This window comes from Clostridium sp. AM58-1XD, assembly GCF_003464085.1.
In the GTDB taxonomy this organism is placed as follows: Bacteria; Bacillota; Clostridia; order Lachnospirales; family Lachnospiraceae; genus Lachnoclostridium_A.
The window spans coordinates 165,154-179,513 of sequence record NZ_QSDR01000004.1 but is presented as its reverse complement, the minus strand read 5'-3'; the positions used below and the strand labels follow the sequence as shown (position 1 = coordinate 179,513).

Here is a 14,360-nt window from a genome sequence, read left to right as displayed (position 1 = left end):
TGATCCTGAAAGAATAGGAAAAGAGACTGCAGAATGCCTTTATACTGGAATTGTCCATGACACAGGTGTATTCCAGCACAGCAACACTTCTGCAAAGACAATGGAAATTGCAGGAAAGCTGATGGAAAAGGGAATTGCATTTTCTGACATCATTACTCAAAGCTTTTATAAGAAGACGTATGTTCAGAACCAGATTATGGGCCGTGCTCTTTTAGAGAGCGTCACGTTTCTGCATGGCCGTTGTATTTTCAGCGTAGTCAGAAAAAAAGACATGGACTTTTACGGTGTGGACAGTAATGATATGGACGGAATTGTGGATCAGCTTCGGATTACGGAAGGCGTCGAATGTGCAATTTTTATGTACGAGACAAATTCACAGGAATTCAAAGTGAGCATGCGTTCCAACCATGTGGTGGACGTCAGCAAGATTGCCGCTTACTTTGGCGGAGGCGGCCACATAAGGGCCGCAGGCTGCACTATGTCAGGAAGAATCCACGATGTCGTCAATAATCTGTCTCTCCACATTGCAAAACAGCTGGAGGAGAGGGATAAGGAATGTACGACGGAGTAATTAATATATATAAGGAAAAGGGCTATACCTCTCATGATGTCGTCGCAAAAATGAGAGGTATTCTGAAACAGAAGAAAATTGGCCATACGGGAACGCTTGATCCCGATGCACAGGGGGTTCTCCCTGTCTGTCTTGGCCAAGGAACGAAGCTGTGCGATATGCTGACGGATAAGAACAAGACATATTGTGCAGTATTGCTTTTAGGCAGGGAAACAGATACTCAGGATACCAGCGGGATAACCCTGGATGAAAGAGAAGTCATCTGCAGCGAGGAAGAAATCAGAAATGCAGTTATGAGCTTCACTGGTCCATATGACCAGATTCCGCCTATGTATTCCGCATTGAAAGTAAACGGAAGGAAGCTCTGCGACCTGGCCCGGGAGGGACAGATCATTGAGCGGAAGGCAAGGCCGGTTACCATTCATTCGATCGTGATTGAAAAAGTGGAGATTCCAAGGGTCACAATGACGGTTTCATGCTCCAAGGGAACGTATATCAGGACGCTCTGCCATGACATCGGCAGAACACTAGGCTGTTGCGGCTGTATGGAAGAACTGCTCCGTACAGAAACGGGTGGTTTCCGTCTGGAGGACAGCAAGAAACTCTCTGAAATCGAAGCGTTGAGAGACGAGGGACGTCTGGATGAATTCATTGTGCCAGTAGACTTGGTTCTGGAGGCATACCCTTCTCTTGTAATGAAAGGGGAAGATGGGGACAAGCTCGTGCATAACGGAAACCCGTTCTATGGTGATATGGCAGAACTGAAAATGATCCCGAGTCAGCAGGATCAGGATCATCAGGAGCAGGGGGCAGATATAAAAAACACTCCTGTTCGGGTCTATGACAGCAAAAGAACGTTTATTGGAATCTATCAGTACAGAGAAGAAAAACGCTGGTTTCAGCCGCAGAAGATATTTGCAGGAGGAAAATGACATGGAATATATACAGAATGACCAATTCCGCATAGAAACTCCTGCAGTTGTGACAATAGGAAAATTTGACGGCCGCCATCGAGGGCATCAGAAGCTGCTGAAGGCTATGCTGGACCATAAGGAAAAGCAGGGGCTTGCGGTGGCTGTCTTTACATTCAGCAGAGCGCCGGGGGCGGTTGTAGACAGAAAACCACAGACTGTTATAACGACAAACGAAGAACGGCGTTATATTATGGAACAGGCTGGGGTGGATTACCTGGTCGAATATCCATTTACAGAAGAAGTGTCACATATGCCGCCGGAAGAATTTGTAGAGAAGATTCTCATGGGAAAGATGAACGCCAGAGCAATTGTGGTTGGAACCGACTGTGGATTCGGATATCGCAGGGCTGGCAATGTGGAACTTCTCGAGAAACTTGCACCTCAGCTGGGATTTGAACTGACTGTTATTGAAAAGGCACAGGAAGATCACAGGGATATCAGCAGCAGCTATATCCGGGAAGAGTTGGAAAAGGGCAATATGGAAAAGGCAAATGAGCTGCTTGGCTCGCCGTATTCCATTCATGGGAAGGTCGTGCATGGGAATCATATTGGATCCAGCATTCTTGGATTTCCGACAGCCAACCTGATGCCGCCTCCTGAAAAACATCTTCCCAGGTTTGGAGTTTATGTATCCAGAGTGATTGCGGATGGCAGAGAGTATCGTGGGATCACAAATATCGGTAGAAAACCAACGGTAGAAGGAACATATCCTGTAGGAGCAGAAACATTTCTGGTTGACTTTGACGGAGATCTATATGGAAAAACAATAGAGGTACAGCTGTTCCATTTTTTGAGACCAGAACAAAAGTTTGACAGTTTGGATGAACTGAAGGCTCAGATAGAAAAAGATAAAAAAGACGGTCTGAAATATGGGATTTAATCCTTTGTAAATAGAATATAGCGAAAATTGTCGAAAAAAGAAGAATTAACGCAACAGTTCTTCTTTTTTTTCGTATATATATAGTAGAAGCTTTTTTATCTATTTGAAATGTTTCCACATCTTTTATCATATCTATCTGAGCGTGCTGCAAAAGAAAACGGCTTCGAACAGAAATCATATCTGGGCTAGAACTAAAAACAGTTTCTAATGTCGGAAACATATAGGATATTACTTTTGCAGCATCCTCTGTCTTTAAAAAAGTAAAACGGCGTTTTTTCAGCGAAGTGCCATGTTCGAATTCTGATAGCAATGAGAAGGTATAGTTTATCTATGGGCATATCTTTTCTTCTGTACAAATTTCCTGTATAATGAACAGAAGACATGAAAGCGTATCAGTGATTATCATACTTTTCGGGTTACGAGCAAAAGTTTGATGCAGAGTGATGTATTGAATGATCGAAAGCCAAAGTGCCTGTAAAGATGGCGAGAATAAGTAACCGACAAAAAAATTCATTTTATAAATATCCTTTATTCTTAAAAGAGGGAAAAGTCAATGGGCTTTTTGGTGCGAACCCCAAGTAAACATAAATACTCAGGAGATTCGCACCAGAATAAGTGGCATGATATTTAAAATAAAACAGGTATGTGGTATAATAAGAACAGAAAATTGTGTATTATGTATGATATTGGGATAAGAATTGCCTATGAGAATTATGCACAATTGCTGTCACAGCCTGCGAAGGCTGTGTGGATTGAAATTGTAATAACCGTTGCCGGATTGATCGCCGGTGCGTCACAGCCTGCGAAGGCTGTGTGGATTGAAATAGCAAAACGCATCCGATTACAGTTTAAAACTTGGTCACAGCCTGCGAAGGCTGTGTGGATTGAAATTCAAAATCAAACGAATATCCATTATATGTACGAAGTCACAGCCTGCGAAGGTTATATGGGTTGGAATATAGCCACCAGCGCTGTATATGATGGCTGTAACGCATTGAAGTGTTCATACTTGCTCCGTACTGCCGATGGGACAGTATCACAGCCTATGAGATGTAACTTGAGGTCTAGGCAGATTATTAACAAGTCAGATTATTAAAAAGAGCAGAGTATGATAAAATTTCGTAATCATACTCCGCTCTTTTCAATTTTGTTAATAAACCGAACCATTATTGTTTTGTTTTTCCTAACTCGATGGCATAGTACCCTCGCTTGATTAAGACAGCAGTTGCGAACGAGGAACGGTTATGATCCTTTCAACTGCCTGGCTTTGGCGAGGTATTCCATATATTTTAGCATGAGCATTTCATTAATTAAAAAGTACTGTGACGTCATGTAAAGTTCATTGTCCCAGTTATCCGTTTTTACCAGGTGATTGTAAAAGAAAAGGCTGATATCGCAGATTCTGGAAAGGGAGTTGTTTCCCACTCTTGTGACGGAGATCGTGCGGCTGCCTTTTTTCTTCAGCTGTTCCGCTATATTCAGGATAAATGGATTTTCTCCTGAATGGGATAGAAGGAAATACAGATCGCGTGGGCCGCAGTAATTGAGCATGATCTTCATCTCTGCTTCGCCGTCCAGATTGACAATCTGTTTATTCATAAATATAAAGTTTTTTTTCATTTCCTCGGCAGCGCTCTTCTGAACCTGCCCTGTACCGTAGGCATAAATGCGTTCTGACTGCTCAAAGAGGTCAAAAATATCGCTGCAGTCCCGTTTCCTGAGATATGACATGGTCTGCTCTATGTCCTCACAGCACAAAGTGATCTCATTCTGACCTATCCCGTCCGTGCTTTCATCATCCCATTTCAGGTATAGCTTCAGTTCGCTGTAGCCTTCCAGGCCGAGTTTCCTGGCAAATCTCAGAATGGTGGTATGAGAAAGATTACATGCAGCAGCAAGATCCTGGATCGCCATCTTTTTGCAGGCTTCCTTATGGCGGAGGATATATTTCCAAATGCGCAGGTCGTTCTCATTTAACGTGTCATATTTCTGTCCAACCAGTTCTTCCAGCCTCATGGCCATCCCCCTTTCGCATTTCTTCATATTCTACGTATTTCAAAAACAACAGCTCGATCAAAAGGAAGAAAGAGGTCACTGTTTCATAATCGATTCCGCTGTAAAGCAGATTAAAGGTCTTTGTTGTGACATAAAGATTATGGCGGCTCATTCTGGCAAGTGTATTTTCATTCTGTTTCGTGATGGAGAGGATGGGGATATTGCGTATTCTCAGAGTTTTTACGAAATCCAGAACTACCTTTGACTCGCCGGATACGGATACGATGACAACCAGGTCATCTTCTCCAATTACGCCGGCCATTTTCTGCGATTCATTTGGACCGCTGATATCAAAAAAGATTTTATTTGCCGTCAGGAATACACGCTTCAACTCTTTTTGGACAGCGCTCTGAAGCATGCCGGCTCCGTATACGTATAGATGGCGCGCACTGTCAATCATCTGAAAGATATCAGTAAAGTCCGCTTCGCGCATTGTCTGGATCAAATCCTGATATACGCCGCATACCTGGTCAATGGTCCTGGCAGGCGGGACTGGGTGAGCGTTGTCAAGCCTGAGATATACCTTCAGCTCGCTGTAGCCGGAAATAGAAAGCTTTCCTACGAAACGCATGATTGAGGTTCTGGATACGCAGCAGCGTTCCGCCAGCTGGTTGATCGTCAGCTTTTCACATTCCTTTCTGTGAGAGGATATGTAATTCCAGATGAGCAGATCCGTTTCATTCAGTTTTTCATAATGGGAATTAATCAATTCTTCTAATTTCAAAGGGCTACCTCCGGCTGTGGGCAGAATATAGTCGAACATATCTTATGATAATCTTACTTGAAGTCGGAAGAAATGTCCATGGAAAATTAATTGAGATGATAATGGAATGCAGCAAAAAGAGGGATAAGAGGCACGAAAAGAAGGCGGAAGAGGAGAGAGGTAAGAAAAAAGTAAATTAAGAAAGAAAATAAACAGAAAATAAGCAAAAAAATAAAACAGAAAATATAAAAGAAAATGTAAAAGAAAATACAAAAGTAAAATAGTAAAAAAGGAAATAAAAGTAATTGCTGAAAAATAATTTAAATACTGCCCAGAAGACAGCACATGGATTGCCGAAAAAGTAAAGTCAGAATGCCCCTAGTACCAGATTTCCTTCCGAGGCTGCTGCCAGGTTTGTTCATCTGATATCAGGGGCAATGCTAAATTATGTGATTGCTGTATTTTAGTTCAGTTCCGGCCAATAGCCTTTGTTGGCTTCGATCATGTCGTCCAGAATCAGTTTTGCGACTCTTGCGCTTGGAACGGTTCTGGAGAGCGTGAATGCCTGCCACAGCTTCTGGTAACTGCCTTCAATCCATGCTTCTACGGTCAGCTTCTCTACGCTTACCTGCTGTTCCATGAGACCTTTCTGGAACTGAGGAATGGCTCCCTGAACGATTTTTTCATATCCGTTGCTGCCTACGATACATGGAATTTCTACCATGGCAGTACGATCAAAGTTTTCTACCGCTCCTTCGTTCGGAACGATCAGAAGGAAACGCTCCTGAGTGTTCTTTGCAATTGCGCAGGCCAGGTCTACGATATAAGTTGCATGTGCGTCTACTTCAAATCCGCCGTCAATTTTGCTCGTGCCGGCTTCAATGATCTTTCGACATGTTCCGAATACAGTTTTTTCACGGCCGTCCATTACTTCATTGGCACGTGTGTATTCTGTATTGGAGTGTTCTACCACGTAATCCGGGAACAGATAGTATTTTAAATATGTATTTGGAATAGTATCCGGATCTACCGCATAGACGTCCCTGGCTTTCTGGAAGGTTTCCATCCAGCTCTTGTCGACATGCTGGTTGGAATCGGAGAGAGCGTCGGCAAATCCATTAGCAGCCATATGCTTCTTGATCTGTGGCATTAAGTCGTTTCCATCCTTGTCATAAATCTTAGACCACCATCCGAAATGGTTGAGTCCATAATAGGATACCTTCATCTCTTTTCTGGATTTCAGCCCGCACATATGAGCCATTTTTTCTTCCAGATCAATAGGCATATCACAAATATTCAGTATTTTTGAATTTGGCCTCAGCCTTCTGGTTGCTTCTGCGACGATCGCAGCAGGATTGGAGTAGTTCAGCATCCATGCATTTGGAGAGTATTTCTCCATGTAATCCAGGATTTCGATTACACCGCCGATCGATCTCATGCCATATGCCAGTCCTCCAGGTCCGCATGTTTCCTGGCCGAGAACGCCGTAGCGGAGCGGGATCTTCTCGTCTGTCTCACGCATTGCATATTTTCCTACACGAATATGAGCCAGAACGAAATCCACATCTGTAAATGCTGCCTCAGGGTCAGTTGTATAGCCGAATTCAATTTCCGGGGCATGCTCTTTCAGATAGATTTCGCATGCCTTTGCAACGGTTTCCTGTCTGTCTGCGTCATTGTCATAGAAACGGATTTTGCGGATAGGAAAACGGTCCAGATGATCTAAAAGCATGAGAACGATTCCTGGTGTAAATGTGCTTCCTCCGCCTGCTACTGTGATAGAATATTTTTGCATGGTAAATACCTCCTGATTATTTGATTTTTATTTGATGCAGCTGAAACAGCTGCTGGTCAGCATAACAATTACAATTAGATTTACATATGAAAGTCTTACTTTTGTTTATAGATGAATAAAAAGGGACATCGCTGTCTCGCGTTTTATGCGAGGCGAAGCTGGGCGAACATACATAGGGCTGCTATGGGAGCCATGGCAAGACAGCCGGAAAGATTGACGAGGAGTCTTGCTACTGTATATTCTTTTCTCAGAGATCGGATGGATGTATTGCATGATTTCTTCACATAGAAGAAAAGTGCCGTCATCATAACCGTATATGCCACATTCATCAGAATGGCCTCTACGGCGGTTATACCGATCAGAGTGACCAGGGCATATGCCTCATCGCCCAGAACCATCCGTTTTCTGGAATAATCCAGCAGATATGCCGCAAATGGATTCAGCATGGCAGCCAGGAAAGTGACTGCGGCAGCAGGATTTGCACTGATAAAGTCCGACGGTGTAAAGGAAGCCGGGCCGTTTCCAACACTGAAATATGCGAGACACATGAGTGGAGATACAGCGAGAAGAATCTCCGCAATGAGAAAGTAACGGTTCCGCTGACCTTGCATTTTTATGGTATCCTTCATGATATTCTTTCCTCCATATTTCTGCGCCTTTTGCGGCGTCTGATGAATGTATTATAAGAATGATTCGAATTCTTCTCTGACCTTGGCGACGGTCAGTCCAACGATTACCTGACAGTTTTTGCCTTTGAGAATGCAGCCGTGAGTACCGATTGCTTTAAAATATTTATCGTCCTGCACCAGGTTTTCGTTTTTTACATTTACGCGAAGCCTCGTAACACAGTTGGTTACATCATCGATATTGTCTTTTCCGCCGAGTGCTTCCAGAATTCTTGCTGCCAGACTGTCAGAAGAGGCTGCGGATGATCCCGTCCCTGCCGTATCTGCAGTGCCATTCTCCTGGCCGGCCTGCTTTTCTCTGTATTCCTGCTTAGAATAGAATTTAACATTTTCGGCGTCATCTTCTCTGCCGGGCGTCTTGAAGTCAAATTTCAGGATCAGGAATCGGAAGACAAAGAAGTAAATCGCTGTAAAGGCAAAACCGATTAAAAACTGTAAAAGGTATGTCTGCCAGTGTGTACCCATCAGAGGAATCCAGTTCAGAGCTGCGCATTCAATGGCGCCTCCTGCAAATATGCCTACGAGGCCTGCCATATAGGATACGGTGGCAAGAGTTGCTGCCAGAACCGCATGTACGACGAACAGGGCAGGAGCTACAAAAAGGAAGGTAAATTCAATCGGCTCTGTGACGCCGCATAAGATTGCGGTTAAAGTAATCGGTATTAAAAGTCCAGCAACTTTTTTCTTTTTCTCCGGCTTTGCAGTGGAATAAAATGCGAGAGCAATGCCTGGACATCCGAACATTTTGGAAAGTCCTGTAAGAGGGAAACGCGCTTCTGGTGCAAGTGACTTCAGAGATGCTGTTGAAGCTGCCAGCTCCGGGAGTTTGTTGGCCCAGTATGTATACAGACCGCCGGTAACGACTGCGGAATCATAATAAAATGGTGAATACAGGATATGGTGCAGGCCGAAAGGAATCAGAAGCCTTTCCATAAACATAAAGATCCATACGCCGACAGCCCCCGTTCCGGCGACAAAACCCTGGAACCAGAACATTCCCAGCTGAACTTTCGGCCAGACAAAGGCACATACGACAGCGGTAGGAAGCATAACGAAGAATCCGATAATCACTACAAAGGCTGAACCGCTGAAGGTTCCCATCCATTCGGGAAGGGAGGTGTCGAAAAAACGGTTGTGAAGAGCGATTACAATTCCTGAGACTCCAGAGCTCCGATCATTCCCATATCCAGTGTCTTGATATTGGCAATCATTGTAAGCCCGCTCGTTCCGCCGACAGCCTGAGAATAGTCAACGCCGAAGACGCCGCCCCACTGAGCCAGGATAGTGCTCAGGAAATAGTGGAAGGTCAGATAGAGGACGAGGGCCTCCATACAGCAGCGGGCATTCTGTTTCTTGGCCATTCCGATCGGAAGTCCGATGACGAACAGCAGCGGAAGCTGGTTGAATACGGTCCAGCCGCCCTGAAGAATGACATTCCAGCACTGATACCACATGCTGTCAGGTGAAGCAAGGCTTCCCATGATGGCCTCCGTGGTACACAGCGTTCCTACCCCGATACATACGCCGGCGAAAGCGAACAGAAGAACGGGTGTGAACATGGCCCCGCCAAATCTCTGAACCTTTTGCATGATATTAGCTTTCATAGTTTTCACTCCTTCTGGTTTATTTAGTGAATCTTTTATGCACGTGCCTTACAAGTGGAATCATAGCAAAAGGAGGGAAATTTTACAATATTTAACAAGCTTTTAGGAAGAAAGGCTGCAAAATGATAATTTGTAACAATATGCGGAATTTTTTAACACGTTCTGTAGATAGAATAAACAAATAAAGCTCGTAACAGGCAGTATATATTGTGCAGGATTTTAGGGGCGGAGCATTAAAATGATTTTTTGGAACAGGCATAATTTGATGGGACGAATTGTCTGATTTATGATAAAATAAAAATCATAGATTTTCACTTTTGAAAGGAGATGTTATGGACAGTCTGATTCCTGTTATCAACGATCTCAGCGTAATTATATTCGACCTTTTAATTTTTACCAGGATGATTTCACTGAAAAAGGACACAATGCTGTCCAAATGTATCATGTATATCGGCTGTACTCTGATTGTGCTCGCTTATTTCACTGCTGCTTATGTATATGAAATGCCCCCTTCTATATCATCTGCGGTTTTTATGAGCATACCCAGCCTGATTCTATTTTTTCTTCTTTCCCGTCATAAAGACTGCCGCTTTTTTATGACATTCTGTTTTGTGGATTCTGTTTCATTAATCGTTGCTTTTGTGGGGAGATATATAAGTCTGTTAACCTCAAATACTGTGGGAGTTGCTTCTATTGTTGTGACTGTTGCCACGTTTATCACAATTTTATATATAGGAAGGGATTATTTTAATCGGTATCATATGCTTTTGGAAGTAGTGAGTACCGGGTGGGGAGAGATGACGGTTTCCATGGCGTTGATTTATTTTGCGCTTGTATTCTTCGCCGCTTATCCGGAACCATTGGTTAATCGGCTGGAATATGCTCCTGTGTATCTGGTTTTTTCTTTAGTGGTTTTGTCTTGCTACCTGGTATTTATCAGATCAATAATAAAAACACGGCAGATTTACGTTCAGAACAAGCAGCTGGAGCATGAGAAAAGGATTTTCCATATAGCCTATTGGGATGTTTTGACCGGACTTATGAATCGTGCTGCCTACATTGAATGTGTGAATAAACTGGAAAGGGAACGGGAAAGCGATAAGAATCCCAGGAATACAGTCTGTCTGATGTTCGATCTGAACGACCTAAAACGGATAAATGATACGATGGGGCATCATATGGGAGATATTGCTTTGAAGTACGCAGCAGATGGGTTGAAGCTGGCTAATGCGAATAAGGAAGCGTATCTGTTCCGCCTGGGAGGAGATGAATTCTGTGCGTTGCTGCCGGATAGTTCTCAGGACGAGGCGGCTGCTTATATGGAAGCAGTTAGGGAAGAGATGAAAAAGCAAAGTGCGAAATCAGGTCTCAGCCTCTGTCTTGCGGCGGGATCAGCTATGGTTGAAAACGAGGGAGATGATACGATAGAAAAAGCATTTATGCGTGCAGATAAAAAAATGTATGAAGATAAGAAACGTCTGAAAAATGATCAGTAAAGTGAAATCAAATGCAGCAGTAAAGGCGCGGAACTAGTTGCTGCGGCTTGATCGGGAGGTCAAGGCGGAATCCGCTGTTTTATGAAACGAGGACACGGGCGAAATAAAAAATAAGTATAGGGAGAATGAGGATGAATTTAACACAGATTCACCATGTAGCTATTATCGTATCAGATTATAAGAAATCCAGGGAATTTTATGTAGATAAGCTTGGATTTCAGATAATCAGAGAGAATTACAGGGAAGACAGGGGGGATTACAAGCTGGATTTGAGGCTGGACGGCTGCGAACTAGAGATCTTCGGAATTGCCGGAGCTCCGGAGCGGCGGTCTTACCCAGAGGCATGCGGCCTCCGCCACCTGGCATTCAGGGTATCTGATATCGATCAAGCGGTAAAAGAGTTAAGTGATATGGGAATTGAGACAGAACCTGTCAGAACAGATGAGTTTACCGGCAAGAGGATGACATTTTTCTTCGATCCGGACAGGCTGCCGTTAGAACTACACGAGTAGGTTGACAAGATACCGCCAGATTAGTATAATGAAAAATAGTTACGTGCCGGAAAAGCGCGGAACTATTTGCTACGGCATTTAAATAATGAAAGAGAATGCGAGGTGTTGGAATGATTATTTCTTGTAAGTAATGGGTAACCAGAAGACAGATATGACCGGGCTGTATCCGATTAGATACCCCTTTATTTGTCGTACTTTGCAGGAAATCAATCATTCTTATACGATCTATACAATGACAGGAATCTTTCCGCATATTCTGCCCTTCTATATAGAAAGGCAGGAAAGATGTGGTATGGCGGAAAGGGTCTTCTCTGCTGATGGGGGATATCTGTTGTGTGTGAAGCTGCAAGAATGATGAATTCCTGCGGCTTTTCTGTTTTCTGCGGTATAGAGGCGCAGGGGACGGAAGATATTTGAGCAGGGAGGGATCTTTATGTCATTGATTCAGGTAAGCGCCTTACATTTGCATATGAAGGCAGTTACGATAATATTTTTGAAAATGTCAGTTTTCAGATCGATACGGACTGGAAACTGGGTTTTACAGGCAGAAATGGAAGGGGGAAAACGACGTTCCTCAAGCTCTTGATGGGCATGTATGAATATGAAGGCAGAATTACGGCCAGCGTGGATTTTGAATATTTCCCGTACCATGTTCCGGATGAAGAAAAGGATACGGTGGATATCGCCTGCGAGCTGAACCCCATGTGCGAGCTGTGGGAGCTGCAGAAGGAATTAGCCAGACTGGATGTGTCGGAGGACGTTCTCTACCGCCCGTTTTCCACGTTGTCATACGGTGAGAAGACTAAGACTCTGCTGGCCGTGCTGTTTTTAAAGGAGAATGCCTTCCTTTTGATCGATGAGCCTACGAATCATCTGGATGTGAAAGCACGCGAGACGGTGGGACGCTATTTGGACAGCAAAAAAGGATTTATCCTCGTATCACACGACAGAACGCTTTTGAATTCATGTACCAGCCATACGCTGGCTGTCAACAAGACGAACATCGAAGTCCAGAGAGGGAATTTTGCGTCGTGGTTTGAAAATAAAAAACGTCAGGATGAATTTGAAATCCATGAAAATGAAAAACTAAAAAAGGATATCCGACGCCTGACGGAAAGCTCCAGGCAGGCGGGACAGTGGGCGGACAATGTAGAAGCGACGAAAATCGGGAAAAAATCCAGAATTTATGAACAGTGCATGGATAACAGGGCTTATATTGGAGAGAAATCCAGAAGGATGCAGCAGAGGCGGAAAAATCTTGAAAAGCGGCAGGATAAGGCGATTGATGATAAGAAGAAGCTTCTTAAGAACATTGAAGAGGCAGAAGAACTGAAGCTTATGCCGGAACGATTTCATGGGGAAACTCTGGCGGTATTCCGGGATGTTTCCCTTGGATACGAGGGAGAAGATGAGTACAGGGAGGCGGCGTCAGGCCTCAGCTTTTCTATTATGCAGGGGGACAGGGTCGTTTTGGAAGGCCAAAATGGCTGCGGAAAGAGCAGTGTTTTAAAGCTTCTTCTGGAAACTGCCGGACAGAGCGGGAAAAAACAGGCGGAATTGGACGGAATGAAGCGGGGAGCGCTCTTAAACAGCGGGGTAATTACGACTGCCGCCGGACTTAAAATCTCCTATGTGCCTCAGTCAGCAGAGCATTTAAATGGAACACTGCAGGAATTTGCTGCTGAATGGGAGCTGGACGAGACGCTCTTTCTGGCTATTTTGAGAAAACTGGACTTTTCCAGGGTCCAGTTCGAAAAGAGGATGGAAGATTACAGCGAAGGCCAGAAGAAAAAGGTCCTTCTGGCTAAAAGCCTGTGCGAAAAGGCCCATCTCTATATTTGGGATGAACCGTTGAATTATATCGATATTTTTACGAGGATGCAGCTGGAAGATCTGATTCTGAAATATGCCCCAACCATGATATTTGTGGAGCATGACAAGGCATTTGCAGAGAGAGCTGCCACAAAACGGATCAGGCTTTAAAATTATCAAATAGAATGAAGGAGGAACACAAAATGTTGGAGCAGGGAACGAAAGCGCCGGATTTTACGCTGAAGGACAAGGATGGAAAAGAAGTGAGGCTTTCTGATTATCTGGGCAGAAAGGTGGTCGTGTATTTTTATCCGAAAGACAATACGCCTGGCTGCACGAAGGAAGCATGTGCATTTGCAGGAGCATTTAAACAGTATGAGCGGATTGGTGTGACGGTGATCGGTATCAGCAAAGACAGCGAGACATCGCACAGAAAGTTCGCGGATAAATATGAACTTCCTTTTATTCTCCTGTCTGATCCGGAACTGACTGCAATCAAAGCATATGACGTATGGCAGGAGAAGAAGCTTTACGGAAAGGTTTCTATGGGTGTCGTGCGCTCCACATATATTGTGGATGAGCAGGGAGTGATAGAAAAAGTATATCCGAAGGCAAAGCCGGATACGAATGCGGCAGAGATACTGGAATACCTGATGGAGAGCTGACCGGCCGAAGCAGCCGGACGTGGAGGAAACAAATTAGACAATGCGGAAAATGCGTCTGTGGAAAAGGGAAATTAATGACAAGGGAGAAATGATGAGTGTCATGGAAGAGTGCCAGGTACTTCGGATCGCTGCTCAGGATGAGGAAGGAATGTTTATTGTCCCTGTTAATTACGGCTATGAATGCAGGGAAGACGACGGAGAAAACCTGTCGCTGACATTTTACATCCATTCAGCCAAAGCCGGAAGAAAGGCAGAAGCATTCGATAAAAGCCCCGTGGTGGCTCTGGAGATGGACTGCGGCCATGAGATAATCAGGGGGGATTATACCTGTGACTATTCATTTGCCTATAGGAGTATTATGGGGAGTGGGAGGATCCGTCCGGTGACGGATAAAGCGGAAAAAATGCACGGACTCATTTTGCTGATGAAGCATGTGGATCCGAAAAGCGATCTCTGTTTTCGTGATGAGATGACAGAGGCGGTAAATGTATACAGAATTGATGTGGAAGAATTTACGGGGAAAATGAGGCAGTCCTGTTAGGAGTCGGACAGGGCCGGAGCATTTTTTACTTTCCAGTAAAGACTTTGTTCCCATAGCAGGGAGAAA

The 14,360-nt window shown here is 44.2% G+C and carries 12 protein-coding genes, 1 pseudogene and 1 CRISPR repeat array; of the genes and pseudogenes, 8 read left to right on the top strand and 5 right to left on the bottom strand.

Annotated elements, in window-relative coordinates:
- Positions 1 to 121 precede the first annotated feature (121 nt).
- From DXA13_RS22740 to DXA13_RS03685, 3 genes are read left to right on the top strand one after another with little or no spacing between them, the layout of a single operon-like run.
- Positions 122 to 571, top strand: a complete 450-nt coding sequence (locus DXA13_RS22740; protein ID WP_347559680.1) for a DHHA1 domain-containing protein — start codon at positions 122 to 124, stop codon at positions 569 to 571.
- Positions 556 to 1,503 (top strand): tRNA pseudouridine(55) synthase TruB, encoded by a 948-nt coding sequence (gene truB / locus DXA13_RS03690; protein WP_118241976.1) that lies wholly within the window; start codon positions 556 to 558, stop codon positions 1,501 to 1,503. Before DXA13_RS22740 ends, truB begins: the two co-directional genes overlap by 16 nt.
- Position 1,504: 1 nt before the next feature.
- Complete coding sequence (locus DXA13_RS03685) at positions 1,505 to 2,425, top strand: bifunctional riboflavin kinase/FAD synthetase (RefSeq protein WP_118241975.1); 921 nt, start codon at positions 1,505 to 1,507, stop codon at positions 2,423 to 2,425.
- A 726-nt stretch (positions 2,426 to 3,151) separates the two neighbouring features.
- Positions 3,152 to 3,383: direct repeats of the CRISPR family, unit length 33 nt; unit sequence GTCACAGCCTGCGAAGGCTGTGTGGATTGAAAT.
- 284 nt (positions 3,384 to 3,667) lie between these two features.
- On the opposite strand, the gene DXA13_RS03680 is transcribed toward DXA13_RS03685, so the two are convergent.
- The 5 genes and pseudogenes from DXA13_RS03680 to DXA13_RS03660 form a co-directional block, all read right to left on the bottom strand.
- Positions 3,668 to 4,441: a MurR/RpiR family transcriptional regulator gene (locus DXA13_RS03680; RefSeq protein ID WP_118241974.1), complete on the bottom strand. Its 774-nt coding sequence runs from the start codon at positions 4,439 to 4,441 to the stop codon at positions 3,668 to 3,670.
- The gene (locus DXA13_RS03675) at positions 4,407 to 5,204 is read right to left on the bottom strand and encodes a MurR/RpiR family transcriptional regulator (protein ID WP_118241973.1); all 798 of its coding nucleotides are present in this window, start codon (positions 5,202 to 5,204) and stop codon (positions 4,407 to 4,409) included. The genes DXA13_RS03680 and DXA13_RS03675 overlap by 35 nt, the downstream gene beginning before the upstream one ends.
- Before the next feature lie 442 nt (positions 5,205 to 5,646).
- The gene (locus DXA13_RS03670) at positions 5,647 to 6,978 is read right to left on the bottom strand and encodes a 6-phospho-alpha-glucosidase (RefSeq protein ID WP_118241972.1); all 1,332 of its coding nucleotides are present in this window, start codon (positions 6,976 to 6,978) and stop codon (positions 5,647 to 5,649) included.
- 143 nt (positions 6,979 to 7,121) lie between these two features.
- Positions 7,122 to 7,607 (bottom strand): hypothetical protein, encoded by a 486-nt coding sequence (locus tag DXA13_RS03665; RefSeq protein WP_118241971.1) that lies wholly within the window; start codon positions 7,605 to 7,607, stop codon positions 7,122 to 7,124.
- A gap of 51 nt (positions 7,608 to 7,658) precedes the next feature.
- A pseudogene (locus DXA13_RS03660) lies at positions 7,659 to 9,256 on the bottom strand (alpha-glucoside-specific PTS transporter subunit IIBC).
- Positions 9,257 to 9,600: 344 nt separating this feature from the next.
- Between DXA13_RS03660 and DXA13_RS03655 the strand changes: the two are divergent.
- The 5 genes from DXA13_RS03655 to DXA13_RS03635 all read left to right on the top strand — a co-directional run bounded on the left by DXA13_RS03655 (position 9,601) and on the right by DXA13_RS03635 (position 14,294).
- The gene (locus DXA13_RS03655; protein WP_118241970.1) at positions 9,601 to 10,764 is read left to right on the top strand and encodes a GGDEF domain-containing protein; all 1,164 of its coding nucleotides are present in this window, start codon (positions 9,601 to 9,603) and stop codon (positions 10,762 to 10,764) included.
- Between the two features lie 131 nt (positions 10,765 to 10,895).
- Positions 10,896 to 11,276: a VOC family protein gene (locus DXA13_RS03650; protein ID WP_118241969.1), complete on the top strand. Its 381-nt coding sequence runs from the start codon at positions 10,896 to 10,898 to the stop codon at positions 11,274 to 11,276.
- A gap of 438 nt (positions 11,277 to 11,714) precedes the next feature.
- On the top strand, positions 11,715 to 13,259 hold the full coding sequence (gene abc-f, locus DXA13_RS03645; protein WP_118241968.1) for a ribosomal protection-like ABC-F family protein: 1,545 nt from the start codon (positions 11,715 to 11,717) through the stop codon (positions 13,257 to 13,259).
- Positions 13,260 to 13,291: 32 nt separating this feature from the next.
- On the top strand, positions 13,292 to 13,753 hold the full coding sequence (bcp, locus tag DXA13_RS03640) for a thioredoxin-dependent thiol peroxidase (RefSeq protein WP_118241967.1): 462 nt from the start codon (positions 13,292 to 13,294) through the stop codon (positions 13,751 to 13,753).
- Positions 13,754 to 13,793: 40 nt separating this feature from the next.
- The gene (locus DXA13_RS03635; RefSeq protein ID WP_118241966.1) at positions 13,794 to 14,294 is read left to right on the top strand and encodes a pyridoxamine 5'-phosphate oxidase family protein; all 501 of its coding nucleotides are present in this window, start codon (positions 13,794 to 13,796) and stop codon (positions 14,292 to 14,294) included.
- Positions 14,295 to 14,360 lie beyond the last annotated feature (66 nt).